General features: G+C 31.6%; 26 protein-coding genes. 6 read left to right on the top strand and 20 right to left on the bottom strand.

What is annotated here, in order from left to right; translation table 11 throughout:
• Position 1 precedes the first annotated feature (1 nt).
• Together BM120_RS07195 and BM120_RS07190 are read right to left on the bottom strand one after the other, a co-directional pair.
• Complete coding sequence (locus BM120_RS07195) at positions 2-670, bottom strand: metal ABC transporter ATP-binding protein (protein WP_091994474.1); 669 nt, start codon at positions 668-670, stop codon at positions 2-4.
• Positions 671-809: 139 nt separating this feature from the next.
• Positions 810-1,808 (bottom strand): metal ABC transporter substrate-binding protein, encoded by a 999-nt coding sequence (locus tag BM120_RS07190; protein ID WP_091994473.1) that lies wholly within the window; start codon positions 1,806-1,808, stop codon positions 810-812.
• A gap of 263 nt (positions 1,809-2,071) precedes the next feature.
• Here BM120_RS07190 and BM120_RS07185 point away from each other — a divergent pair, with 263 nt between their 5' ends.
• From BM120_RS07185 to BM120_RS07160, 6 genes are all read left to right on the top strand, one after another.
• Positions 2,072-2,530 carry a Fur family transcriptional regulator gene (locus tag BM120_RS07185; RefSeq protein WP_091994471.1) on the top strand — a complete coding sequence of 153 codons (459 nt, stop codon included), beginning with the start codon at positions 2,072-2,074 and terminating at the stop codon, positions 2,528-2,530.
• Between the two features lie 111 nt (positions 2,531-2,641).
• The gene (rd, locus tag BM120_RS07180) at positions 2,642-2,803 is read left to right on the top strand and encodes a rubredoxin (RefSeq protein WP_091994470.1); all 162 of its coding nucleotides are present in this window, start codon (positions 2,642-2,644) and stop codon (positions 2,801-2,803) included.
• A gap of 246 nt (positions 2,804-3,049) precedes the next feature.
• Complete coding sequence (locus BM120_RS07175) at positions 3,050-3,847, top strand: MBL fold metallo-hydrolase (protein ID WP_091994468.1); 798 nt, start codon at positions 3,050-3,052, stop codon at positions 3,845-3,847.
• Positions 3,847-4,329: a 23S rRNA (pseudouridine(1915)-N(3))-methyltransferase RlmH gene (gene rlmH / locus BM120_RS07170; protein WP_330389412.1), complete on the top strand. Its 483-nt coding sequence runs from the start codon at positions 3,847-3,849 to the stop codon at positions 4,327-4,329. The genes BM120_RS07175 and rlmH overlap by 1 nt, the downstream gene beginning before the upstream one ends.
• 60 nt (positions 4,330-4,389) lie before the next feature.
• Entirely contained in the window at positions 4,390-5,475 is a 1,086-nt protein-coding gene (locus BM120_RS07165) for a DnaD domain protein (protein WP_091994467.1), read from the top strand.
• Between the two features lie 8 nt (positions 5,476-5,483).
• On the top strand, positions 5,484-6,470 hold the full coding sequence (locus BM120_RS07160; protein WP_091994465.1) for an ATP-binding protein: 987 nt from the start codon (positions 5,484-5,486) through the stop codon (positions 6,468-6,470).
• 418 nt (positions 6,471-6,888) lie between these two features.
• Here the strand turns inward: BM120_RS07160 and dnaB are convergent, their stop codons facing one another.
• From dnaB to BM120_RS07070, 18 genes are all read right to left on the bottom strand, one after another.
• Positions 6,889-8,223: a replicative DNA helicase gene (dnaB, locus tag BM120_RS07155; RefSeq protein ID WP_091994463.1), complete on the bottom strand. Its 1,335-nt coding sequence runs from the start codon at positions 8,221-8,223 to the stop codon at positions 6,889-6,891.
• Positions 8,224-8,299: 76 nt separating this feature from the next.
• Positions 8,300-8,749 carry a 50S ribosomal protein L9 gene (gene rplI, locus BM120_RS07150; RefSeq protein WP_091994462.1) on the bottom strand — a complete coding sequence of 150 codons (450 nt, stop codon included), beginning with the start codon at positions 8,747-8,749 and terminating at the stop codon, positions 8,300-8,302.
• 1 nt (position 8,750) lies between these two features.
• On the bottom strand, positions 8,751-10,757 hold the full coding sequence (locus tag BM120_RS07145; RefSeq protein WP_091994460.1) for a DHH family phosphoesterase: 2,007 nt from the start codon (positions 10,755-10,757) through the stop codon (positions 8,751-8,753).
• A 17-nt stretch (positions 10,758-10,774) separates the two neighbouring features.
• Positions 10,775-11,797, bottom strand: coding sequence for a DUF2232 domain-containing protein (locus BM120_RS07140; RefSeq protein ID WP_091994459.1), 1,023 nt, complete (start codon positions 11,795-11,797; stop codon positions 10,775-10,777).
• Positions 11,798-11,917: 120 nt separating this feature from the next.
• Entirely contained in the window at positions 11,918-12,145 is a 228-nt protein-coding gene (gene rpsR / locus BM120_RS07135; RefSeq protein WP_091994457.1) for a 30S ribosomal protein S18, read from the bottom strand.
• A gap of 21 nt (positions 12,146-12,166) precedes the next feature.
• Positions 12,167-12,601, bottom strand: a complete 435-nt coding sequence (locus BM120_RS07130; protein ID WP_091994497.1) for a single-stranded DNA-binding protein — start codon at positions 12,599-12,601, stop codon at positions 12,167-12,169.
• A 17-nt stretch (positions 12,602-12,618) separates the two neighbouring features.
• The gene (gene rpsF, locus BM120_RS07125; protein ID WP_091994456.1) at positions 12,619-12,909 is read right to left on the bottom strand and encodes a 30S ribosomal protein S6; all 291 of its coding nucleotides are present in this window, start codon (positions 12,907-12,909) and stop codon (positions 12,619-12,621) included.
• Positions 12,910-13,218: 309 nt separating this feature from the next.
• On the bottom strand, positions 13,219-14,526 hold the full coding sequence (locus BM120_RS07120) for a sensor histidine kinase (protein ID WP_091994454.1): 1,308 nt from the start codon (positions 14,524-14,526) through the stop codon (positions 13,219-13,221).
• Positions 14,523-15,266: a LytR/AlgR family response regulator transcription factor gene (locus BM120_RS07115; RefSeq protein WP_091994452.1), complete on the bottom strand. Its 744-nt coding sequence runs from the start codon at positions 15,264-15,266 to the stop codon at positions 14,523-14,525. The genes BM120_RS07120 and BM120_RS07115 overlap by 4 nt, the downstream gene beginning before the upstream one ends.
• A 133-nt stretch (positions 15,267-15,399) precedes the next feature.
• Complete coding sequence (locus tag BM120_RS07110) at positions 15,400-16,419, bottom strand: cell wall-binding repeat-containing protein (RefSeq protein WP_091994451.1); 1,020 nt, start codon at positions 16,417-16,419, stop codon at positions 15,400-15,402.
• Between the two features lie 17 nt (positions 16,420-16,436).
• Entirely contained in the window at positions 16,437-17,882 is a 1,446-nt protein-coding gene (locus BM120_RS07105; RefSeq protein ID WP_091994449.1) for a cell wall-binding repeat-containing protein, read from the bottom strand.
• A gap of 105 nt (positions 17,883-17,987) precedes the next feature.
• Positions 17,988-18,311 (bottom strand): hypothetical protein, encoded by a 324-nt coding sequence (locus BM120_RS07100; RefSeq protein WP_091994447.1) that lies wholly within the window; start codon positions 18,309-18,311, stop codon positions 17,988-17,990.
• Between the two features lie 203 nt (positions 18,312-18,514).
• Entirely contained in the window at positions 18,515-19,483 is a 969-nt protein-coding gene (locus tag BM120_RS07095; protein WP_091994445.1) for a hypothetical protein, read from the bottom strand.
• Positions 19,484-19,485: 2 nt separating this feature from the next.
• Positions 19,486-19,971 carry an RNA polymerase sigma factor gene (locus BM120_RS07090; RefSeq protein ID WP_091994444.1) on the bottom strand — a complete coding sequence of 162 codons (486 nt, stop codon included), beginning with the start codon at positions 19,969-19,971 and terminating at the stop codon, positions 19,486-19,488.
• Positions 19,972-20,243: 272 nt separating this feature from the next.
• Entirely contained in the window at positions 20,244-21,233 is a 990-nt protein-coding gene (locus tag BM120_RS07085; protein ID WP_091994442.1) for a helix-turn-helix domain-containing protein, read from the bottom strand.
• A 214-nt stretch (positions 21,234-21,447) separates the two neighbouring features.
• Positions 21,448-22,347, bottom strand: coding sequence for a radical SAM protein (locus tag BM120_RS07080; protein WP_091994440.1), 900 nt, complete (start codon positions 22,345-22,347; stop codon positions 21,448-21,450).
• Positions 22,348-22,362: 15 nt separating this feature from the next.
• Positions 22,363-23,166, bottom strand: coding sequence for a hypothetical protein (locus BM120_RS07075; RefSeq protein WP_091994439.1), 804 nt, complete (start codon positions 23,164-23,166; stop codon positions 22,363-22,365).
• 1,026 nt (positions 23,167-24,192) lie between these two features.
• A complete protein-coding gene (locus BM120_RS07070) occupies positions 24,193-25,389 on the bottom strand; it encodes an aminotransferase-like domain-containing protein (RefSeq protein WP_091994437.1) in 1,197 nt (398 codons plus the stop codon).
• Between the last annotated feature and the right edge of the window lie 53 nt (positions 25,390-25,442).

Below are 25,442 nucleotides of genomic sequence, written 5' to 3'. Positions count from 1 at the left end.
TCTACACCTCCTCACTCCAAAAAGATTCAATCTCAATGATTCTGCTTGAATGTTTTTTTAGTCGCTCTATATCATGAGAAATCATAACAATCGTTATTTTTCTTTCTAGATGCAATCTATCTAATAATTCATAAAGAGCGTCTTCCGATCTATGATCAATACCCGATGTAGGCTCATCTAAAATCAATATTTCAGGATTATTCGCTAGAGCCTTAGCAATCACTACTCTTTGCTGTTGACCACCAGACAAATCACAGAATCTTCTGTTCGCATACTCTGTCATACCTACTATTGAAAGAATTTCTCTCACCTTTTCGATATGCCTTCTCTTTGCGAATTTAAACAGTCCGATCTCCCTGTACATATTCATTAGAACTATTTCTGTAACTGTCGCAGGAAACTCCACACCACTAGATACACCAACCTGTGGAACATATCCAATGCCACTTACCTGCTTTGATTTATTTGGATTGCTCCCATATATCAATATTTCGCCAGAGTCTGGCTTTAATATTCCCAAAATTAGCTTTATCAATGTACTCTTACCTGTTCCATTCGCACCTATTATTCCAACAAAATCTCCCTTTTCAACATCAAAGCTCACATTTTGAAGAATATATTCTTTGTCGTATTTAAAAAATATATCTCTTACTTCAATTATTTTTTCCATTATTTCCTTTCCTTACTTGCTATAATAAAGAGGCTCTATTCTAATAATAAAGCCTCCTATAAAACATTACTACCAACAATATTATACTATAGCTAGGCAGCAATTTGAATATTTTGTTGTATTAATCTATCACTTAATATTAATTCAATGCTTTAATCAATACCTCTAGATTTTTATTCATGATTGAAAAATAATCTTCACCAGCTTTGACTTGTTTATCCGTCAACCCTTCTAAAGGATTAAGAACCTCTGTTTTTGCACCTACTTCTTTCGCTATAGCTTCAGATACCTTTGGATTTACCAATTCCTCAAAGAATATATACTTCACATCATGTTCTTTTGCAAATTTTGTTATTTCTGCCATTCTACTAGCATCAGGCTCAGAATCTGGAGATAAACCTTCTATACCTAATTGGTTTATTCCATACTTATTCAGCATATATGCAAACGCACTGTGAGAAACTACAACCTCTTTCTTCTTTGTATTTGACAAGGAATCCTTAAATTTTTTATTCAACTCATCCAATTTTTTTGCATTATCTTGATAATTTTTTTCATATGTATCCTTGTTCTTAGGATCTGCCTTGATAAAAGATTCCTTGATATTGTTCATCTCTATCTTAGCATTTTCAGGGTCTAACCATGTATGAGGATCATATTTACCCTCATGCTCATGTGAATGCTCCTCTTCATGTTTACCATCCTCATGTTTGTCCTCATGCTTACCATCTTCTTTATGATGATCTGATTCTTTTGCTTCTATAAGCTTTACACCTTTTGAAGCTTCCACTAGAGAAACCTTACCCTCTTTAAAAGCTCCGTCTAATTTTTCTACCCAGCTTTCCATGCCAGCACCGTTATAGATAAACACATTTGATTCTCCAATCTTGGCTATATCCTTTGTGCTAGGCTCCCAATCATGTGGTTCAACACCTGCTGGAACTAAATTTTCAACCTCGACCTTATCTCCACCGATTTTTTTTGCAAAATCATACATTGGATAAAAGCTAGTATACACCTTCAATTTTCCACTATCGCTACTATTTGAGCTATTACTCGAATTTGCTCCAGAGCATCCTGCCAGCAAAATTGATGATGATAATGCCAATCCAACTAACTTAAAAGCTATTTTCTTCATAATGTCCTCCAATCAACTAAATATAATGTTATTTTAAATTAACATATCCATAAATTTCCGAATCACTTTTTGACTTGCAAAAGAAAAGCATTCGCATATTATATAGAAAAGTATATTCCTATAAGACCTCTTTGTCAAGAATTATGACAATTTTGATATTTAATTTTATACAAAAAATGGTATAAATATATTACAAGTAATTATACTTTTTATTTGCAATATATGTTATAATCAATGGTAGTGTATTGAAAGGAAGTGATTCGATGCCATTTGATAGGAATAGACGCCCAAAAGACAGTCATGGAATAGAAAGTCAAAAAATTCTAAAGAATGCAAATCTGAAAATGACAAAAAAAAGAGTTTTGATAATAGATTGTTTCAAGCACTCTAGTGTTCCTCTAACAGCAGATGATGTGTTTAATATCCTAAGAGAGAATACTAATATTAATTTGTCTACCATTTATAGGGCATTAGGTGCTCTTACAGATTCGGATATTTTGACAAAGCAGGCTCGGTCTGATGGTACCTACGTTTTCCAATTAAACGGAGACGTACACCGACATATATTGACATGCAAAGAGTGTGGCAAAATAGACTACATAGAGTTCTGCCCTATAGAAAAAACTATTGACGACATTACTTCAAAGACGGGATTTGAAATAACAGGTCATAGTTTAGAATTTACAGGAATTTGCCCTGATTGTAAGAAAAAACTAAAATAATATAGCTGTTTACCCTTATAAATTGGGTTGGGTAATGATTAGATTGATTTGCTTGTGGGTAGAAATACAAATAAGCAATGAGATAAATAATAATTTTTTAGGAGGAATACTATGAAAAAATATGTTTGTGATGTATGTGGATACGTTTATGACCCAGAAATAGGAGATCCAGATTCTGGAATAGCTCCAGGAACTCCATTTGAAGATATACCAGATGATTGGGAATGTCCTGACTGTGGTGTTACTAAAGAAGATTTCTCTGTAATGGACTAATCAAATATATTGATAAATACAGAATAGAGATTTAAAAATCCGCTTTGTAGCATAGAGCTAGCAAGCCGTAGGTGTTAATTCGCCTACGGCAATTTTTTACAAGAAATATGAATTTTATAATAAATGCTACAAACATTTATTGAAAGCTATTGCTTCATCTATGATTTGTTGTTTTAATCTTAAATTTGCTTTATAATAAATATGTGGAAATATAAATGATAATTATATTACTGAAAGGATTGATTTATGAAATATTGTTCCATTGGAAGTGGTAGTAGCGGTAATTGCCACTATGTAGGATATAAAGATACAAATATTTTGATAGATGCCGGGTTAAGCGGTAAAAAAATTATTGATGGGCTTCGAGATATCGATATAGACGCAAAAAGTCTAAATGGCATACTGATAACCCACGAACACGTTGATCATATTAAGGGAGTGGGGATACTTTCTAGAAAATTTAATCTTCCCATCTTTGCAAATTATAACACATGGATGAGCATAAGAGATAAAATAGGAAAGGTTGATGAAAATAATATAATAATATTTGAGAATGATAGATTATACTCCATCAACGATATAGTCATTAAGCCTTTTTCTATAACTCATGATGCAGTGGATCCGGTGGGCTACTCTATGATAAATGAAAAAGGTGAAAAACTCTCTATTGCAACTGATACTGGACAGATTACTGATACTATAAGAGAGAATATCTTAAAATCAAAGCTTGTTATATTAGAATCAAATTATGACAAAGAAATGCTGTTGATGGGCTCATATACCTACACTCTAAAAAAAAGAGTTATGTCGAATATAGGACATCTTTCAAATGAGGATGCTTCCAAATTTGCAGTAGAATTGATAAACCAGGGCACAGAAAAAATATTGCTAGCACATCTAAGTCGTGAAAATAATTTTCCAGCCTTGGCATATGAGACTTCAAACCACATATTGTCCGAAAATGGTATAAAAATAGGCAAGGATGTTGAAATCGACATACTTAGACGTGATACATTGTCAAAAATACATGAGGTGGGAAAATAATGATAAAAATTAGCGTATTGACCGTCGGAAAATTGAAGGAAAAATACATCAAGCTGGGTATTGAAGAATTTTCTAAAAGACTATCAAAATATTGCAAGCTTGATATCATAGAGGTTCCAGACGAAAAAGCTCCAGAAACGCTTAGCTTCAAGGAAATGGAGCTTGTAAAAAACAGAGAAGGAGATAAGCTTTTATCGCAAATTAATCAAAGTGCCTATGTAATCTCATTGGCAATAGATGGAAAAAAATTCACATCTGAGGAATTGGCACAAAAAATTTCAAGACTATCCATTGATGGAAACAGCCATATATGCTTTGTAATTGGCGGATCATTGGGGTTATCTGATAGAATACTTTCCAGAGCCAATATGAAATTGTCTTTTTCTGATTTTACCTTTCCTCATCAGCTTATGAGATTAATTCTACTTGAACAGGTGTATAGAAGCTTTAGGATCATAAACAATGAGCCTTATCACAAATAATCAATATATGTAAATTTTTAAGGATAGAAATCTAAATCAAAGCATAAAGGTGGTGATAAAATGTTCTTCAAAACAAAGAGTAATCCAATACTGATGGATATTTATGTGCCCAGTATTTTTTTCGATATATATATCCCCATAGCGACAGGAAACCAATTGAAGGTATACCTACTAGGATATAAAAGTGCCCAAGTAAGTATACTCTCAGACGAAGAGGATACGAATAATAGAATTATTGCAAATATGGTCGGTATCACAGAGGCTGAAGTTGTCGATTGCTGGAAATTCTGGGAGGAAATGGGAGCAATCAAAATTCACAAGAATAATGATGAAAAAAACATACAAATAGAATTTTTAGACATTAAGGATGATTTTGTTAATCGTCACAATACAAACTCAGGTAGTAATACAGAGAAAAATGACCAAGGTGAAGAAACATCAGAGCATAAAATAGATTCATCACAATTTGTAAATATGTACGATGAAATTGAAGTAATATCAGGAAGATTGCTAACGCCAAATGAGAAGCTCTCCATTTTAGATGCGATAGATAGCTACTCTTTTGAAACAAATTTGGTAGTAGCAGCCTTTGAAAAAGCAAAAAGTGACAGCGGAAAAATAAAATCTGTGAACTACGTCATCGGTATTCTAAAATCATGGTACGACAACAACATAAAAACCTTGGAAGAACTCGAAATATTCAGCTGCATGAGCTCTGAATTAAAATATAAGTATAACCAGATATTTAAAAGCCTTGGATTTTTCAGAAGTCCCACACAGGCTGAGGAAAAAATAATGAACAGGTGGATAGAAACGTATGACATGGATATGGAAATAATACTATTCGCTTGCTCGAAGTCCGCTAATATCTCAAATCCAAACTTAAAGTACTTTGATTCAATTATTTCAGACTGGCATGAGAATGGTCTTACCACTATGGAAAAAGTGCTGGAATCGGAGAGAATTTTTGAAGAGAGTAAAAAATCAAATAAAAAGATTAGCCAAGCCAAAGAAAAAAAATCACAAAACGTATCAAATCAAAACGGCAAAAAAAATAAATTCCACAATTACGACCAAGGAATTTCTGACAAATATACAGATGACGAGTTAAATGCTCTAATAAAGAAATTGAATAATCAAAAATAGGTGAATGTATGAACGAAGAAAATCTAAGATCTATATTAAATGAATACCAAAAAACAAGGCAAAGAAATAAGAATTTACTTGAGGAAAGAATAAACCAAATACATGAAAGATTTCCAGAAATAAAAAAACTAAGCGATCAAATTAGAGATAACGGAATCAAAATGGCAAAAGCTGCACTCAGCTCCACATCAAACGAGGAATTGGAAAAACTAAGTGATTATCAAGAAAAACTAATATACAAAAAAAATAAGTCACTTGAAGAAAACAATATACCCTCTGATTACCTAAAGCTGAAGTACGACTGTAATATATGTAAGGACACAGGATTTGTGGAGAGTGGAGTACAGTGTACATGCTTTAAACAAAAAATAATAAATAGCTTATACAGGATGTCGAATTTAGAAAAAATCCTTGAAAAAGATAACTTTTCAAACTTCAACTTGGATTTATATCCAGATGAAACAGTAGAGGGCTACGGCAAATCTCCCAAGGAAAACATGAGAGATATAATCATGGACGTATATCACTACATACAAAATTTTGATACATATAGCTCTGATGAAAAAAACAATCTTCTATTTTGGGGAAAGCCTGGATTAGGAAAGACTTTTTTGTGTAGCTGTATTGCAAAGGATATATTAAACAATGGATATACAGTCATTTACCAGACCTCATTTAACTTAATGGAAATTATCGAAAAATATAAATTTCATAGAAACGACTGCACCTCTGACGATATGGAAAACTTTAGAAATTTATTTGAATGCGACTTATTGATAATAGACGACTTGGGTACAGAGCTTGTAAACAGCTTTATAACCTCTGAGCTGTTCAATATTATTAACGATAGACTTAACGCAAACAAGAAAATTATTATTTCCACAAATCTCAACCCACCACAGATAGGTAGAGAATATACAGATAGAGTTTTATCTAGAATAATTGGTAATTTCAAAATCTATGAATTTTATGGTAATGACTTAAGACTCAAGTAAATTTATCCACAGAATTTTTATCCACTTTTCCACAAAAATTGTTGATAAGTTTGTGGATTAAGTTCAAAAAAAATTCTTGAAAACTCAATCTATCCACATAAAAAAATAGAGTTATCCACAGATTTCTGTTGAAAAAAACATATTTTCTGTGAATAACTCGTTTTTTTTATGAATTATGGGTATAGTTTATTGTTCATGACCATAATTTTTACCCAAAAATAGGATATAACTTTTGGCACTATTTTTTTTATTGTAGATAACTTTTTTTCGGCATATCATCAAATCTATATATTGATATTGTTATTAATAACAAGTATTTGATTTTATCATAATCATCAAAATAATAAACAATTTCAAAATGTATTCATTCGAATAGCTATTTCAAGTTAATTACAAAATTCCGACCTGTGAAAAATACCTACACTTTTTTTATCTTATCTACAAACTTCTGTATATGTCCCATCCAAACGAGCTCAACATCAGAGGTTTCTCCATGCCTGTTTTTTGCTATTTTTATTTCTGCTATATTCTTCTTTTTTGTATCATTAGGATGGTAATATTCATCTCTATATATAAACATAACTATATCTGCATCCTGCTCTATGGCACCAGAATCTCTCAAATCAGACAATTTTGGAACATGATCCTTTGTGTTTTCCGTATTTCTTGATAGCTGTGACAAAGCTACAACTGGACAATTTAACTCCTTGGCAAGGATCTTTAAAGCTCTGGAAATTTTTGAAACCTCTTGTTGTCTACTTTCGGATCTGCCATCACCTTCCATCAGCTGTAAATAATCTATCATAACCATATCAAGCTTTTTATTTTCTGTCTTTAATTTTCTACATTTCGACCTTATTTCAGAAGCCTTTATGCCTGGTGTGTCATCAATATAAATATCAGTTTTTGAAAGAATTTTCATAGCATCCATTATTTTTTTCCAATCTTCATCTGCTAATCTTCCCTTTGAAATCTTGTCCATTTCTACATGTGATTGACTAGAAACCAAACGTTGAACTAACTGTTCTTTAGACATTTCTAGACTAAATATGGCAACACTGGCCATTGATTTTATAGCTGCATTCATCACGAGATTAAGTGCAAACGCTGTCTTACCCATAGCTGGTCTAGCAGCAATTAATATCAAATCGCTATTATGAAATCCACCCAATGCACTATTTAAGTCAGTAAAGCCTGTATCAAGACCAGTAATATCTGAGCCTTTTACACTAACTTCTTCTATTTGACCTAATACAGCTCCTAGAACATCTTCAATTTTATTAAAATTATTTGACATTCTTTCCTGAGAAATTTTAAAGATATTGCTTTCTGCGATATTTAGCACCTCTAATACATTGTCCGAATCACTGTATCCAATATTGATAATATCGTTAGAAGCCTTTATTAATTTTCTAAGTATAGATTTTTCTCTTACTATTTCAGCATATGTCTTTACATTTGAAGTAGTTGGTACCATGGTAATAGTACTAGTAAGGTAATTCATTCCTCCGACAACATCTAGCATATCCCTGTTTCTCAGCTTTTCTGAAACTGTTACTATATCAATGGGTAATCTTTCCTCACTCAGCTCCAATATACATTCATAAATTGATCGATGTCCCTCAGAATAAAAATCATCTACCTTTAATATCTCGAACACAATCATCAATGCTTCTTCATCTGATAATATAGATCCGATTACACATTGCTCCGATTCAATACTGTTAGGAGGAACCTTTATCAAATCTGCCATAAAATTCTCCTTTCGATGCTATATTAACATCTTCCCTTTCAATAAAACTATAGCGAGGAATAAACCTCGCTAAAAATTAATTTTTTTCTTTGACATCTACTCTTACTTTAGTAGTTACTTTTTGATGTATTTTTATTTCCACAAATCTAGATCCCAAAGATCTTATAGGTTCATCAAGAAGTATCTTTCTCTTATCTACATCTATGTTTTTCTGCTTTTTAAGCTGTTCTGCTATTTCTTTTGAAGTTATTGAACCAAATAATCTTCCACCCTCTCCTGCCTTTGAGAATATTTCTATATTAACACCTTCCATCTGCTTTCCTAATAAAACTGCCTCTTCGTATTCTATTAATGCCTTTCTTTCTTTTGATTTTGATTTTTCGTCCAATTCCTTTAGGTTGGTATTGTTCGCTTCAACAGCGACCTTCTTTTTCAGAAGAAAGTTTCTCGCATATCCGTCGCTAACTTCCTTTATTTCACCCTTTTTTCCTGTACCTTTAACATCTTGTAATAAAATAACTTTCATTTTATTCCTCCTTCAAGTAATCCTCTATTATACCTTTTACCATATTGTACGCTTGCGATAAACTCACATCCTTCATTTGAGCTCCAGCTATATCAATATGACCTCCACCGCCTATCTTTTCCATCAGCACATGCACATTTATATCACCTAGCGATCTAGCACTTATAAATACAGTGTCACCCTTCATACCCAATACAAAGGAAGCCTCAATATTTTTGATATTCAACAATTCGTCAGCAGCCTTCGCAATCACAATATTAATATTATCTATCTCCTCCTTTGAATACGAAATACATATCTTCTCGTCCAAAATCTCAGTTCTCTGAATTATCTCCGCCTTCACCAAGAAATCCTCTGCATAGGAGTTGAAGAATTTCTTTACAGAAAGAGTATCTGCACCCATATTTCTCAAGAAAGACGCCGCCTCAAAAGTTCTGACACCTGTTTTAAATTCAAAATTTTTGGTATCAAGATATATGCCTCCAAGTAGACCTTCTGCAGTCAGCTTATTTACCTTTATATCATGCTCAGTGTATTGTATAAGCTCTGTGACCATTTCACAGGTAGACGAAACATAGATCTCATGGAACAGCAAAACTGTATCTTGAATATATTCAACACCTCTTCTATGATGATCTATAACAACCACTCTTTTTGAAATATTCAATAGCTCCTCACACTCTGTGTAACTCGGTCTGTGAGTATCTACCACTACAACTAAGGTATTTTTGTTACAAATGTCTATAGCCCTTTCATGCCCGACAAACATTCCATTGTAGTATGCGTCATCTTTTATTCTGTCAAAAAATATTTCTACAGCCTCATTTACATTATCCAACACTATATGAGATTGTTTTCCATAGGACTTACATATGTCATAAACTCCAACAGCAGCACCCATTGCATCCATATCCGGATAATGATGTCCCATTATCAATATTGTTTCACTCTGATTAATTAGCTCTCTCAAGGCAAAACCTATCAATCTGGATTTAACCTTCGTCTTTCTTTCAAAGCCCTTAGATTTTCCACCATAAAAGTTAAACCCTTCTTGATTTCTAAGAGCAACCTGGTCTCCACCTCTACCTAATACCATATCAAATGCTCCAGAAGCAAATTCCCCTGTCTGCTCAACTGATTCTCCATCAACTCCAACACCTATACTAAGAGTAACGGGCAAAGAATTTCCATGGTTGATTTCTCTGGCTTTGTCCAATATAGAAAATTTAGACCTTTCAAGGCTTTTTAAATGCTCTTTTTTCATAAAAATAATATACTTATCATTTGACAGCTTCTGAAGAAGACCATTTGATTCGGCTTCAAGGCTAGTCAACAGCTTATCTATATCCATCGCCATAAGAGCTCTATTTTCTTCCGGTGTACTCTTAATTACATCCTCATATCCGTCAATCTCTATAAACATTATTGCTTCTTTTCCATTTTCAAATTTATTTTTCATATTGATATAATCAGTTCTATCAATCCAATAAATCAGTACTCGATAATCCACGCTTCCAGTGTTTTCGTCCATTGCTTTGGAAAAACAATATCTAATGACATAGTCCTTATCTTTAAAGACCACTTCATCCTCTAATATTTTCTTTTCATCCAAAACCTTTCTGATGGTAAAATCTTCAATGAAGGACTCAATATTCTTTGAAATAGAAGACTCTTCATTGCTTGATACCATCTCATCAAAAGCATTATTAGACCAGAATATAGTTCCGTCCAATTCCAATATACATATAGGAAGAGGATTATTCCTTACCGCCTTTTTGATTATACTATCTATATCAAATTCTACATTGCGTAGCCTATCAATCCATTCTTTTTTTTCAATTTTCTTCTTATATGTATAAGCTGCGATAATAAAAACTGATAAAACAACACCAACAGTACCAATAAATCTATTCCTAAACAGCTCGAAAATACTGAGCATCAGAACAGAAATAAAAAATAGGTAATCGATGTAGTTAAAAACACCGGATTTGTTATCTTTGGCTTTCATCTTCTCCTCCACTAACATTACATTGTCAAATTCCATCTTTTTCTAAGATCAAAAGAATTATCAAACATTCCCAAAATCGATATTCCAGGCACAATTCCCAAGAAAATTACAAGAAAAGCAAAAATCAAAATATTTACTCTGCTTTTTATCTTTTTCCAATTTTTAACTGCATAAATAATTATCGATACCCCCTCCATAAAGAATAGCATATTCATAATGATTATATAACCACCAATCATAGTCGATACTCCAAGGCTAGGGTATGAATAGTCGATCAAAAACATCAGCAAAATAGAATAAAACAACACCGATACAGGTCTTCCAGGAAAATAAATACTTTCTACTGGCACGCACATTGTCTTTTCACTATAAAAACAACTATATAGCTTTATACAGATAAAGTACGAAACCAATGAAAATATCAATGATCTAGAAAAGCAAAGCACTAATACAACTGTACTTGTGTCTTTTAATATATCCAAAGTTCCAGATGAAACGATTTTTTCATAATCACTAGGCTTTAAATTATTTTTGTATACCTCTGATACATTCTGTAGTGTATCATTCAAAACCATCCTTAGCTCTTTTATTATATCTATATTCAATAAATATTTTACAGATACAATATATATCATACTTCCTATTACAAAGAATATCATCGATAATAGGAGTGCTTTTATAGAGATAAATCTGAAATCATTGCCATTTTTTCTTACCTTTATCTTATACTTGACACCATTCCTGTCTATATATTCATCAGAAAGAAATACAATACCACTTATGAATGCTGGTATCAAATACACAAACGTCACTAATAAGGCATATTCCGCTCCACTAATAATGTAAGCCTCCACACACGCCAACACCAAAATAAATCCAGAGAACTTTATATCAGATCCCATAGTCAACAAAACCATCGGAATAATCGTAATAACAATTAATATTGATGAAATGGAATTTATTTTTGACACTGCAACAAATAAAAAAATCAGTGCAAACATGGCAACATTTACAAAATTAATATTGCTCCTTTTCTCCAAACAATCACCTCCAAAATAAATATAGCTATCCTTTATATTATACCATTTACGACAATTAGTGTAAATTAAAAAAATAAGTCATTGCAATAATGCAATGACCTTTATGTTTACAATTGGATACTATTCAACTGTGTATGGTAAAAGTGCCACGTTTCTAGCAAGCTTAATTGCCTTTGTTATTTCTCTCTGATGTTTTGCACAAGTACCAGTTATTCTTCTAGGAAGAATTTTTCCTCTTTCAGTTACGAACTTTTCAAGTTTTTGATAGTTCTTGTAATCTATTACAGTGTTTTTATCAGCACAAAACTGACAAACTCTTTTTTTCTTACGTCTTTTCTTGTTTATCATGACTTTCACCTCTCCTCTTTATTAAAATGGAACATCGTCATTTTCTACGGCAGAAAACTCTGACGGGCTAACAACACCACTTGGTTCAAATACCGGTGCTTCAAAATTATCATTTGAAGTATTAGGAGCTGCACTTCCCTTGCTTTCTAATGCCTGTATATTACGAGCAGCAACTTTTGTAAAAGTTCTCTTCTCGCCATTTGGAGTTTCATATCTGTCTACTCTAATATTACCTTGAACTCCAACCAATCTTCCTTTTGTAATGTAGTTTGCACAGAATTCAGCAGGCTTTCCCATTAATTCTACTGGAATAAAATCAGTAGTTGTTGAACCATCTTTATTCTTGTAATCTCTATCAATAGCCAACGTAAATGTAGCCACTGGTGTACCAGTACCAGGTATATATCTAATGTCTGGATCTTTTGTTAATCTACCAACTAATACAACATTATTAATCATATTAACACCACCTATTATTTTTCATCTTGTACAACTATGACATGTCTTATTATATCTTCACTTATCTTTAATCTTCTGTCTAATTCCTTTGGAAAATCAACAGATGCCTTGAAGTTTACTAGTGTATATACACCATCTCTAAACTTCTGGATTGGATAAGCTAGCTTTCTGCTACCCCAAACATCAACTTCACCAACTTCACCGTTAGCAGAAGCTATTATTTCTTTGATTGAGTTTAGCACAGCCTCTCTTGCTTCTTCATCAAGTGTTGGCTTTACAATATAAAGTAATTCATAAGCTCTCATTCATTTCACCTCCCTTTGGACTATACGGCTCCGAGACCTTTCGGAGCAGAGACGAGAATGCTTAAATTCTCATACCAAACTATTTTACTATATTAGAGGTGATTTAGTCAATAGCTTTACAGTTATTAATTTTTTTATTTTTTTTACTATCGTCCTTGATTTTCTCAGCTGTTAAAAAATATAACAGCATTACTAATCGTTTGTATTTTTTATGTAAAATAAATTGGAGAGGAAAAGTCATCATAGATATTATAGACAAAAAAATTAAAAATAATACCATTATAAAAAGCTGCCAAAGTAACAGCTTTTTTATTTTTTACATGTACTTATTATTATAGATATTGAGAATATACAACCCTTCACATCAATATCAACAAATCCACCATACTTATCTACAGAATTTCTAATATTACTAATCCCCAATCCATGTCCATCTTTATCATTTTTTGATGTAATAATTTTTCCATTTTTGGTAACAATTTTTCCGTCAAAATTGTTTTCACAATTAATCACAAGAAAATTATTGTTTTCATCATTGAATATATTTAAATTAACAGTCGGCATTTCCATTTTTAAGGATGCTTCTAGAGCATTATCAATAGTATTTCCAACGATAGATATTATATCTATATCCTGTAAAAAATCAATATTGATATTTGGACTAACCTCTATATTGAGCTCTATATCATTTTTTTCAGCGTATATCTTTTTATCAGATATGACTGAATTCAATACCGCATTATTAGAATATAACACCTCCTCAAAGGAGTTTATTTTAATACTCATATTATTTATTACTGAAAATATTTCCTCATTTTTGTCATTGCTAGCCAAATTTGCAATTGTAGTTAGATAATTTCTCAAATCGTGGTTGAACTTCTTTTGACTATTATTTTTCTCTTCTAATTTGGTGTAATAGCTTTTTTCCAAATCAAGCTTCATCGAATACAATTCGAGCTCTTTTTTTTCGGAATCCAGCTTGAAAGTGTAATCAAATAATATAAATACTATAAAATTTGAAATCAGAAGCAGTAAACAGCTAATAATAACCAGAATCTCTATATCCTCTGGAAGTGATTTTATAATACTAGAATAGAAAATAGATAAGTACACAAATCCCGTAGAAAATGGAAGAACCAAGTACCAGGCTAGCTGTCTTTTTCTAAAGTATGCTTCTCCTTTATTTACCATCCTACTCAGCACATAGAGAAATATAAAGCTAGTCAGCCTTTCAATTGAAACAACAGAAAATTTAAATAGCTCACCAGAGCTATCCCAGCTATAGTCACTTCCCAGAATAAAGCTAATAATCAATTCAGAAATTAACTCAATGCCCATAAATACAATTAAAAATATTAAAAAATTAAAAAGCTTTCTTTTTATAGAGCCATCGAATAGTAAGTGAATCATCACTACAAAAAAGATAATATTTGAAATCAACGTCACTATACTGTTATCGAATATTGAAATCAAATAAAACACTAATACATAGGCTAAATATACAGCAGGATAGACCGGAAAAAAATTAAATTTTCTATTTAAAATATCCCCCCAAAAAATATCAAATATCAGCACAGAAAATATGCCCGATATTAAACCCGAAACAACAGCACTCATCTCATACCTCTCTTGAAATTCTTTCCTGCATACTTAGCAAATCTATTAATAAATATAGTTCTTTTAGATCTAGATAGATTTAATATAGTTCCATCCTTTAATTCTATTATTTCCTTGCTAACTCGTATCACTGAACCAAAATTTATAATATAGCTATTATGTCCGTATTCAAAGCAATAGTCCTTTAAAGCTTCATAAATATCAGGAAGCCTTTGACTACATTTTATTTCATATTTTTCTTTTGTTTTGTAATTAAATATATTGAATAAAGTTCCTCTTTTCGTTCTTGAAACATATAGTATACCATCAATTGATATTCTTTCGAATTTTCCATCAGAAACAATTGAAATAGAATAATCTTTTTGATAAGATACCATTTTATCCAACGCCAATTCAATTTCTTGATTTAGCCTGTCATCTGAATATGACTTTAATAAATATCTAAAGGGATTGACGTTAAAATGTTCTGGTTTAGGCGATATCTCTCCTGTACAAAATACTATAACTGTATCCTCGGAATGTTTTCTAAGCTCAAAAGCAGCGTCCAGCCCATCAATATTTTCCATCTGAATATCCAATATTACTAAATTGAACGTCATATCAAGTGATTCTACAAAGCTAGCCCCTGAATAATATTTACTGATTGACATTTCATCTGTGTATTTTTTTGACGATTTAATCTTTTCCTCAAGAAAATCTACATACTCTGGATTATCATCACAAATTGCAATCCTATACATGTTTATCACCTCAATATGATTATATATCAAAGATTTAATATTTTCTATAATAATATAATTTATTTAATAGTCAGAGCTGTCTTAAAAATAAGACAGCTCCATAAAATACTTATAATTTTTACAAATATATTGTCTATTGTCTAATATTTAGTAATTCTTGCTCAATATCCTTTGATACTGAATTTTCTCCACCAACTATAATTATATTTTTTATATTTGGATTTGATTTAATATACTCTTTTGTATCAACGTTTAGTTTGTCTGATTTTGTAAGCAATACGGCGGCATTTTGTTTTGAAGCAAGCGGTGTTGAAGTTAATGCATCTGGATAGTTTTCTCCGTCTACTAAAACTATAGTATCAATATCCATCTTTAACATTGTTTTATATGCCTTTGCTACTTCTACAGCTGTTTTATATCGGTCAGAACCTGACAATCTAACGTCCGCATCATTTGGAATAGAATTCTTTCCACCAAAAGCAATATATATACCTGGAAAATAATTATTTTCCACCTCAACAAAAGGTAAAAGTGGTAGTGAATATCCATTTTTAAACTGTTTGTTATATTGATACATAAATGGCGCTGCTGAAAGTGCATCTGAAAATGCATTACTATTATAAGTTGCAACTGTTTCTCCAAGAAGTAAATACCTTCTATATTCTCTTATTTTTTCAGCTACTGAAATAGCTGTGAAAAGCCTATTTTTTCCATAAATCCTTTCAATTTTTGTCCCTCTAAATACTTCGGAAATTTGTTTTTCAATTTCTTTTCCTACTGAATTTTCTCCACCAACTAAATACAATTTGCCTATTTGTAACTCATCAATCGTGCCAACAACCTTTTGTGGTATAGTCTTTTTTTCTGTTAGTAAAAGAGGTACCCCTAATTCGCTTGCCAATGAACCCGCAGATAAAGCATCTGGAAAATTTTCTCCACTAGCTAATATAGTGTAATAAAAGTAATTTGAGTTCTTTTGTATTTCCTTGGCTACCGCTGTAGATGTTTCATATCTATCTCCACCCGATATTCTTTGAACTTTAATAGATGTATTATCAGAAATATTGTCTGACGAATCAGCAAATGAAATTGGAGTTACAATAGTAAATATTAATACTATCAATAAGGTAAGTAATTTTTTTCTTTTTTTCATATCTTTCCCCTTCTTTATTAATCTAATAAATTCCTAATGCAGTTAAATCTCAAATAACTTGTATGAATCTCTCCGATTTTCACACATTCAGGATTTTTTTCTGTGCCAGCAGCATGAATCATTTTGCCATTACCAATATATATTCCTACATGATGTACTGGATTTCCGAAAAATACTAAGTCTCCAGGTTTTGCATTACTTTCACTGACAACTTTACCTTCTACAATTTGTGTTTTTGTTGTTCTTGAAAGATTGTATTTCGCAGCATTTCTATAAACATACTGTGTAAACCCAGAACAATCAAATGAATTTGGTCCTACTGCACCCCATACATATGGTTTTCCTAATTGAGCCTTTGCTAGCTGTACTATCTTATTTCTAGCCTCACTAATATTTGGCGTACTACCTCCACCATTAATTGCATTTTCCAAATCTGTTGGAACTCCATTAGTACCACCTAAAATATATACAGCATCCACATCTTTATTATTTATATAATTGACTATATCATCTTTATTATTGCTTCCATTTACTAACATCAAAGGCATACCACTTTTAGCTGCTAGTACACTACCAGGAACTCCATCTGGTACACTATTTCCAGAGGTTAAATAAACACTATGTAATGTTGTATAAAAGCCTGTATTTTTTGATAGTTTCATACTTAAATCGAAGCTATCATATCCGTTTATTTGACTTACATTCAATCCAGCATTCTTTAATTGATTAACAACAGTTGCACCTACATTAGAGTTTCCATTAGCAACTACAACTCCACTAAAGTTATTTTGAATATAGCTTCTTGATGCATAATCCAAATTTCCATTTACAACATAAAACATAGAGTAATTATTTTCACCTGATGCAGCACTTATTGCCAAGCAATCGGATTCAGATGTTCCAGTAACTACAAAGGCCTTTTTCCCTTTTCCATACTTAGACGTTTCCTTTGCAATTTCCAGAGCAGTACCAGCTCTATCATCTCCACTTATTCTTTTTGTGGTTTGAACAGCTGATATACTATTATACAATTGATTTTTCACATCATCTGATACTGAATTTACACCGCCAATAACATAAATATTTTTTGCCCCTAGTCTTTCAATTTCATTCTTAGTGCTACTTGGAATATTACTTTCGTTTACATACAAAATTGGAGCATTAAGATTTTTTGCCAAAGCTGTCGCAGCTATTGCATCACTTGGTTTCCAGCCATTTGTTACTATCACATTATTGGCTGAACTAAAATTACGTTTTGATATTATAACAGCAGTCTCTATTCTATCAGAGCCTTGATATCTAACAATTTGTTTTCTAGCAGCTCTCAGCATTTTATTCATCTGCTGTCTTTTTTGTTCTTCTCTGTACTCCTTATTGTTTACATTATCAAAATCTTCAATATCATCATATGACATAAAAGTTAATTTATCATTTTTGATTCTTTGACCATTTAGTGAATACACCTTCCATATACCCCTTTTGTCAGTTACAATATTGAAGTGGTACTCACCATCTTTTATAAATTCAATTTCCTCATTTGTAGCATTAAATCTAGCTATGCTACCATCCTATCTTTGAAATTCTATCACTGATTTTTCATTTAAAGACTTTGACAATGATCTAATACACAAAGGATGTGAATTAACAAATGCCTCTGGATTACATATCGTAAATAAATCTGTGTCTTCAGCTATTTTTTCCTTATCAACAATCAAATTTTTTAAAATTTCCTCACCAGAAAAATCTGTACTAACGCCACCATTAACGTTATCGCTAGATACACTCACTTCATTACTTTTGTGATTATCTTCTAAAGAATACCCGGGAACTACTGCTCCTAAGGTAAAAAGAGTTAATCCCAAAATAATAGAAATTCTCCTACTCGTTTTCATAAATCCTCCCCAAAATATCATTAAATAATATTCGATATATATTGTTATTATAATATCAATTTAATTATATCACTCAAAAACTATTTTTCAATACAATGGCAAAAAATGCTTATAAATCGGAAATTTTTGCATTATCTCACAATTTACATTTAAAATAGGGCGCATATTTTTATACACGCCCGAGTTATTTATAGCTTTATAATCTATTTAATCTCTTCCATTGAAGAACAAATGTCAACCAATTTATCCTCTGATATTTTTCCACCTATTACGTGAACACCAATTAATTTGTCTTTATACTCCCAATCCAATGAATCTCCACCAGAAAGAATCCCTTTTTCACCATTTATACTAACCTCTTTTACATTTTTTCCACCACCAACATATGAATTGTCTTTAGATGAAAATCTCTGCTGTACATATATTTTTATATCATCCTTTGATAATATCATTTCCACTGCTTTATCAGATGCCTTACCTTTATCATTCTTGTACAAGGATACCTGCTCTACCTTGAATCCAGGTATAGTCATAGGCTTGAATTTTAAATCTTTGGCTGCACTTTCAATGCTATCATACTTTACCAAATCATTTTCCATGCTTTCTTTAGTGCAAATTTCAATTTTTCCTGTATCTTCAATAGTAGTGAAGCCCACGATTAGTTCTCCATTCTTTGTATATATTTTACCCTCTAATTCTGGAGTTAAATATTCCACCTCTTTTCCATTTTTATCAAATATTTTCCCCTTTAGCTGTTCTGGAACTTTCATAGATATCTTATTTATATCGCCATCGAATTTTTCTTCTATCATTGTGATATTTCCAGTACTTATTTCTTTTATAATGGTAAACATATCCTTACCATAAACTCCCAAGCTTCCTATATTACCTACTATCAACAATAGAGCAATTGATGCCGCTACAATTTTTAAAGCCTTATTCCTTTTCTTATTTTTCATATCCAACACCCTCCTATTTTCATCCTCTTTGATATCCATAGAAACAATATTCATACTGATATCTGACTCTTTTTCGATTGATTCCTCAACTCTTTTTTTAATCCTTTCCCTCACAGCTTTTGTTGCATTAAATTCATTTTTGATATTTTCTTGCAAGAATAGATCAAATTCTTTATCAAATATTTCATCAATATTGTATTCTTTTTTATCCATATCTATCCCTCCAATTCCTTTTTTAACTTTTTCATACTTCTAAACAAAACTACACCTACATTGGAACTAGAAATCCCCATCAATTCTGCTATTTCAATATTTGTTAGCCCTGCACCATATTTACATGAAACTGCAAATCTTTCATTATCATTCAAATTTCCAATAGCATTATATAGTTTTTCATTTTTTATGTTTGTTTCCATTATATTTTCAGGGGAGCTTGTACTATCGTTTATTTCAGATATACATTCCATACTGACAACTTGAATTTTTTTCGTTCTGAAAAAAGAGGTTATCTCATTTCTTGCTATGGTAAATATCCATACATCCAGGCTTCCTTTTTCAGGAGAATATGTGTCTAAGTTCCTATAGATTTTCTCGAATATCTTTACAGCAATATCCTCTGAATCCATATGATTCATAACTCTTACATTAACAAATCTATATACTCTATAAAAGTATTTTTCGTAAATATCGTCGAAACTCAACGGTCCATTCCCCCTTTCTTGTCACTAGTGATTTATTAATACTATAGTATATTTTTAATGGTTTTCACATATATATACGCAAAAAAATTTTAAGTATTAACAAAATCACAATTTTTTTTGATATTTCTCTCATATTTATAAAAAATTAATAAAAAAAGAAATCCTACCAAATTATCGTAGGATTTCCATGCTTCATTTTTAAAAACTATTATTAATACTATTAATAGCTCTTGCATCAGATTTCTTGTATTAAATTTCTTGCATAGGCTTAATTAAGCCTTCTTTTTTATCATCTTCTCTACTTGGGATACTACTGCTGACAATACTCCAGCCACAGGCCAAATTATCCAACTCATTCTCCAGTCATTAGATACAAAGCTATAGCATAAATATATTGCAATAACAATACACCAATATATACCCATGATGGAATTTCTTCTATAGGCCTTATTACTTCTAGTATATTCATCTTCCTCAAGAAGCTTAATAATTGAGTCCCACACAATAGACGTATCAACTATTGCTTTCACGCCAATTGAAATCATAATCAATAATATACATACCGCAAATATTGTAAATTCACTTTCCTTACCAAATACAATTATACTGCACATAATGGGAATAACAGATGCAATACATAAACCTACACCAATTATAAGACTTCTCGTATGTATCTCTAAATATTCTCTTTTTCTGTCTTTTGCCATCCCATCTACACCATACTCAGTTTCAATAGAATCATTCTCCAAGTAATCATACTCTTTCATTTTCATAGTATTTTTTATAATTATGCCAACAGAAATAGCAACAATAGCAATCAGTATCATTACTCCAAATGCGCCAGCTCTATCCTCAGACATCTTTAACACATTCATTTCCATCAATCCCTTAAGAAAAATCAACGTAACTGGAGACAGTATACATAGCATTACGGCAAAGGAGATTTCTTTCGCTGATTTTAAGCTTTTTCCCAGAAAATCACTAGCTTCTTGCATAGAAACGTATTTTACTTTATAGTCATTATCTGTTTTTACTATTTCATCACCTAAAAGCTCATCTTCCCCAAGCTCATCCTTTAGCAAATAGTCTGTACTTACACCAAATATAAAACTCATTTTTAGTATTTTTTTTAAGTCAGGTATAGATTGAGCACTCTCCCATTTTGATACAGATTGCCTACTAACATCCAAAAGATCAGCCAACTCCTCTTGAGAATATCCATTCTTTTTTCTAAGTAGAATTATCTTATCTGCTAATTTCATTTTTTATCACTCCTTTTACCAAATTAATATGTATCAATTATACGTTCGTTTACAGTTGCATACCACCAATCAGACCTTGCAAGTTGTCAACTAACGCTTGCAACCAAGTATTTTCAAGGATTTTGCTTAAGCCAAATCAAATGAATCTTATAATAAATACATATATTCAGTATCCTATCTCCTCGTCCTTTCTGAAAAACAATCTAGCATAAAATTAGAGTCTTATTCTTCTTCTATCTATCCATTCTTGCATTTCCTCTGGAGATGCCTCGCTCAATATTTCATCTATCTCATTAATCAGTCTATCCTTTTCAGTTGGAATAATTCCTTTTATATACATGGTATTCGAATTATGAGCAGAAGAAATAAGTGCTGTTTTTTGAGGATTTAAATTCTCCAATATTTCTCTCAGCTCTATTAATCTATCATACTCTGTAGCTTCCTCATACTCTCCATTGGCATACATTTCCCATAATTCAGTTCCAGGAACAATTGTCACAGACATCGGAAATATACCTCTACAATTTACTTGACTGAGCATTTCTCCTGTTTTTCTACCATTTTCAATAGCTTTATCCACGCCCTTACCCATCAAGCCTGTCAATATCATAGCATAGTAGTAATAGTCAAGCTTGTCTAGTCGCTTCATTTCTCTTATAGCTTCTTCTACTGTGTTACCTTTATTGATAAATGTCAAGGCTTCTTGATTGCCGGATTCAACACCAATGTATAGGTCGTTATATCCAGCTTCTTTTAAAGCTCTTAACTCTTCGTCAGTTTTTCTCTCAATATCCTTTATTGAAGCATATGTAGTAATCACCTCAACCTTCGGAAGATATCTATGGATTAATTCTGCAATTCTTAGAAGCCTTTCAGCTTGTAGTACAAATGGATTGCCATTTAAGAGAAATAATCTTTTAGTATTCCTGTAAAACGGATGATTACTTGCCTCAACGATATCTTTTTCTATTTGCTCCAAACTTTCCATTTTGAAATTTGTGTACCTATACATTCCACAAAATTTACATTTGTTGTGAGTACATCCACTAGTCACCTGAAGCAATATTGATTTATACTCCTTTGGTGGTCTGTATATCTGTTCGTCATATTTCATATTATAATACCTCCACTACTGTTCTGAATAAATTGTTGATACTGTAATACCTGTTGCTTCATCATGCAAAACACATGGTGCAAAAAGATATTTTTTATTATCCTTGTTCTTTCTATTATCTTTTATTTTTTCATATTCATCGTTTTTTATCACATATGTTAGACCATCAATATTCTTTTCTTTTATTTTTACCACCTTAGATTCATATCCTGGAATCTCATTAATTTTATGATAATAATTTTTTAATCCACTGGTCTTTGCTTCGTTTTTCAATTCTGCAAGTATGTCCTTATATACAACTGGATAATAGCCTTGTGATTCTGAAAGCTTACCGGACAATTCCCTGTCATTTTCTGTAAGCTCCAATATCGAATCAGCGAATAACCCTCCATCCTTTGCTTCATGTACTTTTTTTATGCCAAAATCCTTAAACAAATCGTATCTAACAGGATAAGCCGAGCCTGACTCATCTGTAAATAATCCCTCTTTAAAGGAAAACAGGTTTGTATTCACATTTGCAAACACTGTATAAAAATCCCCCTTATCTTTTATCCCTACAATTTTCAAAACCACTATTGGCAATAATCCTTCTAAATCCTCTTTTTCATACGAATTTCTGATATCCCTAATGATATCACCTTTTATTGCTTCAACAACATCCTTTTTAAAATTTTTATCAATATTTACTGCACTTCCTTCAAGCTTCTGAGCATAGCTTACTTCATTATCGGCTGATTCAGATATCTGACATGCCACCATCATAAGCATTGAAGATAATAGTATTGAAGCTGTTAATAAAGAAATTTTTTTATTTAACATAATTACACACCCTCTCCTACCTACTGCAAATCACTTAATACCCATTAAATTACCTTATCTTATTAACATACCCCTCAATAAAATGTTTACCTAATATATATTTTAAATCATTCTTTCTCATTGCACAATAATAAGGTTGTATAATATTTAGCGTTGTGGGTATTCATTTTTATTTGTGACTCTTATGAGTTACCTATTTTTATATTAAGGATAAAAATAAAGAAAAAACAAAGAAAAAATTAAAATAATCTAAAAAATAAAAAAATTAACATTTTTATATTGATTTTTATTATCTACTAAGTTAAAATATTATTCAATAATGATATATCATTAATAAAAATAATACTTAGTAGGGATTAAATTATGCTTAAAAAAAGAATAAGTAAAATAATTATGAGGGTAAATTTTATTTAGATTCAGCTAAAAGACAATATATTGGTGCGTTTACATATTCAAAGAGAGGTTTTCATTAATGGACAAATATTTAGTGTTAATAGTATATTTCGTATCTGCGTTAGTATTTTCACTATTAATATCACGTATTAGAAAAGTTAGTTTTTGGGAAATATTTATAAATAAATACACATTAATATCTTATTCTGTAGCTTTAATAACATTTATAATATTAATTATTATATTTTAAAAAATACAGATAAAATATTTTACAAAAAATATTAGTAAAGATTTATTCTTATTTCTAACTATATAAAATTGAATCTATATTAGTTGACCGTATAGTTCGTCCAGAGCTTTTAATAGATTGTATAATATTTAGCGTTGATGGTAAAAATTTTCAAATTCATCTTGAGGTGAGTTCGGAGACCATCAGCGCTAATTTTTTGAAAAAAAATTGAAAACATGTCAATCTATTTTACAATATGGTAGTCAAATTGTCAACAATAATAAAGCAGGAAATTAACGTTAAATCACGCAATTTCCTGCCTATCTATTGTTGAAGTTTATATTTAATAACGCTTCATATATAAAATAGTTTATTTTTCTGTTATTCTAAATAAAGATCAAATATTATAGTTTTTCTATAGCTTCTGTCAAAGCCTTTCCTAATCTCTTAACACCTTCTACTATCTTATCATCAGGCATACAAGAATAGTTCATTCTGAAATGGTTAGCATTTCCTCCGTTTGGATAGAATGGTTCACCTGGAACGTAAGCAACGTTATTAGGAAGAACAACATCCTTCATCAACTGAGCAGCATCTATTCCTTCTGGAAGAGTCACCCATGTAAACAATCCACCATCAGTTCTAGTAAATGTTACACCTTCCGGGAAATATTTGTCCATTGCATCAAGCATAAGTGTTCTTCTATGTCCGTATACCTCTTTGATTTTTTCAACATGAGCATCTAAATCAAACATTTCGATAAACTTAGCTATTTCCATCTGAGAAATTGTAGATGCCTGTAAATCGGAAGCCTGCTTAGAAATATTGAATTTTTCAAGTATTTCTGGTGCTGCAGAAACCCAACCTAATCTGTATCCTGGGCAAAGAATCTTAGAGAATGTTCCGAAGAAGCAAACCAATCCCTTAGTATCATAAGACTTCAATGATGGGAATATTTCTCCTTCAAATCTTAATTCGCCATATGGATTATCTTCTGCAACTGGAATTTCATACTTATTTATGATTTCCATAAATTGTTTACGTCTTTCAATTGGCCAAGTTCTTCCTGATGGATTCTGGAAATCAGGGATAACGTATATAAATTTAACGTCAGGATTTTCAGCAAGAGCTTTTTCTAGCTCTGACATTATCATACCATCACCATCTGTAGGTATTTCAATAAACTGTGGTCCATAAGCCTTAAATGCATTTAATGCACCAAGATAAGATGGGCTTTCAACTATAACCTTGTCACCTTCGTCAAGGAATACTCTACCCATAAAGTCTAGGCACTGCTGAGATCCATTAGTTACCAATATGCTATCAGCAGTAACATCAGTGTATAGCTTTCTGTTCATTCTTTCAGCTATAGCTTCTCTTAGTGGTGGGTAACCATCTGTTGCAGAATACTGCATAGCAGCTCTACCTTGTTCTTCCATTACTGCAATCGCCACTTGCTTCATTTCTTCAACTGGAAATAATTCAGGAGCTGGTAGCCCACCAGCAAAAGATATTACATCCGGATTTGAAGCTAACTTAAGGATTTCACGAATAGCAGAACCTTCTGCCTTTTCTAGTCTTTTTGCAAATTTTACAGCCATTTAAAAAGCACCTCCATAATTTAGAATAATTTAATTATATTATTTTATTTAAA

The organism is Peptostreptococcus sp. D1 (assembly GCF_900112955.1).
GTDB lineage: Bacteria > Bacillota > Clostridia > Peptostreptococcales > Peptostreptococcaceae > Peptostreptococcus.
This window is presented reverse-complemented; position numbering and strand designations above follow the sequence as displayed.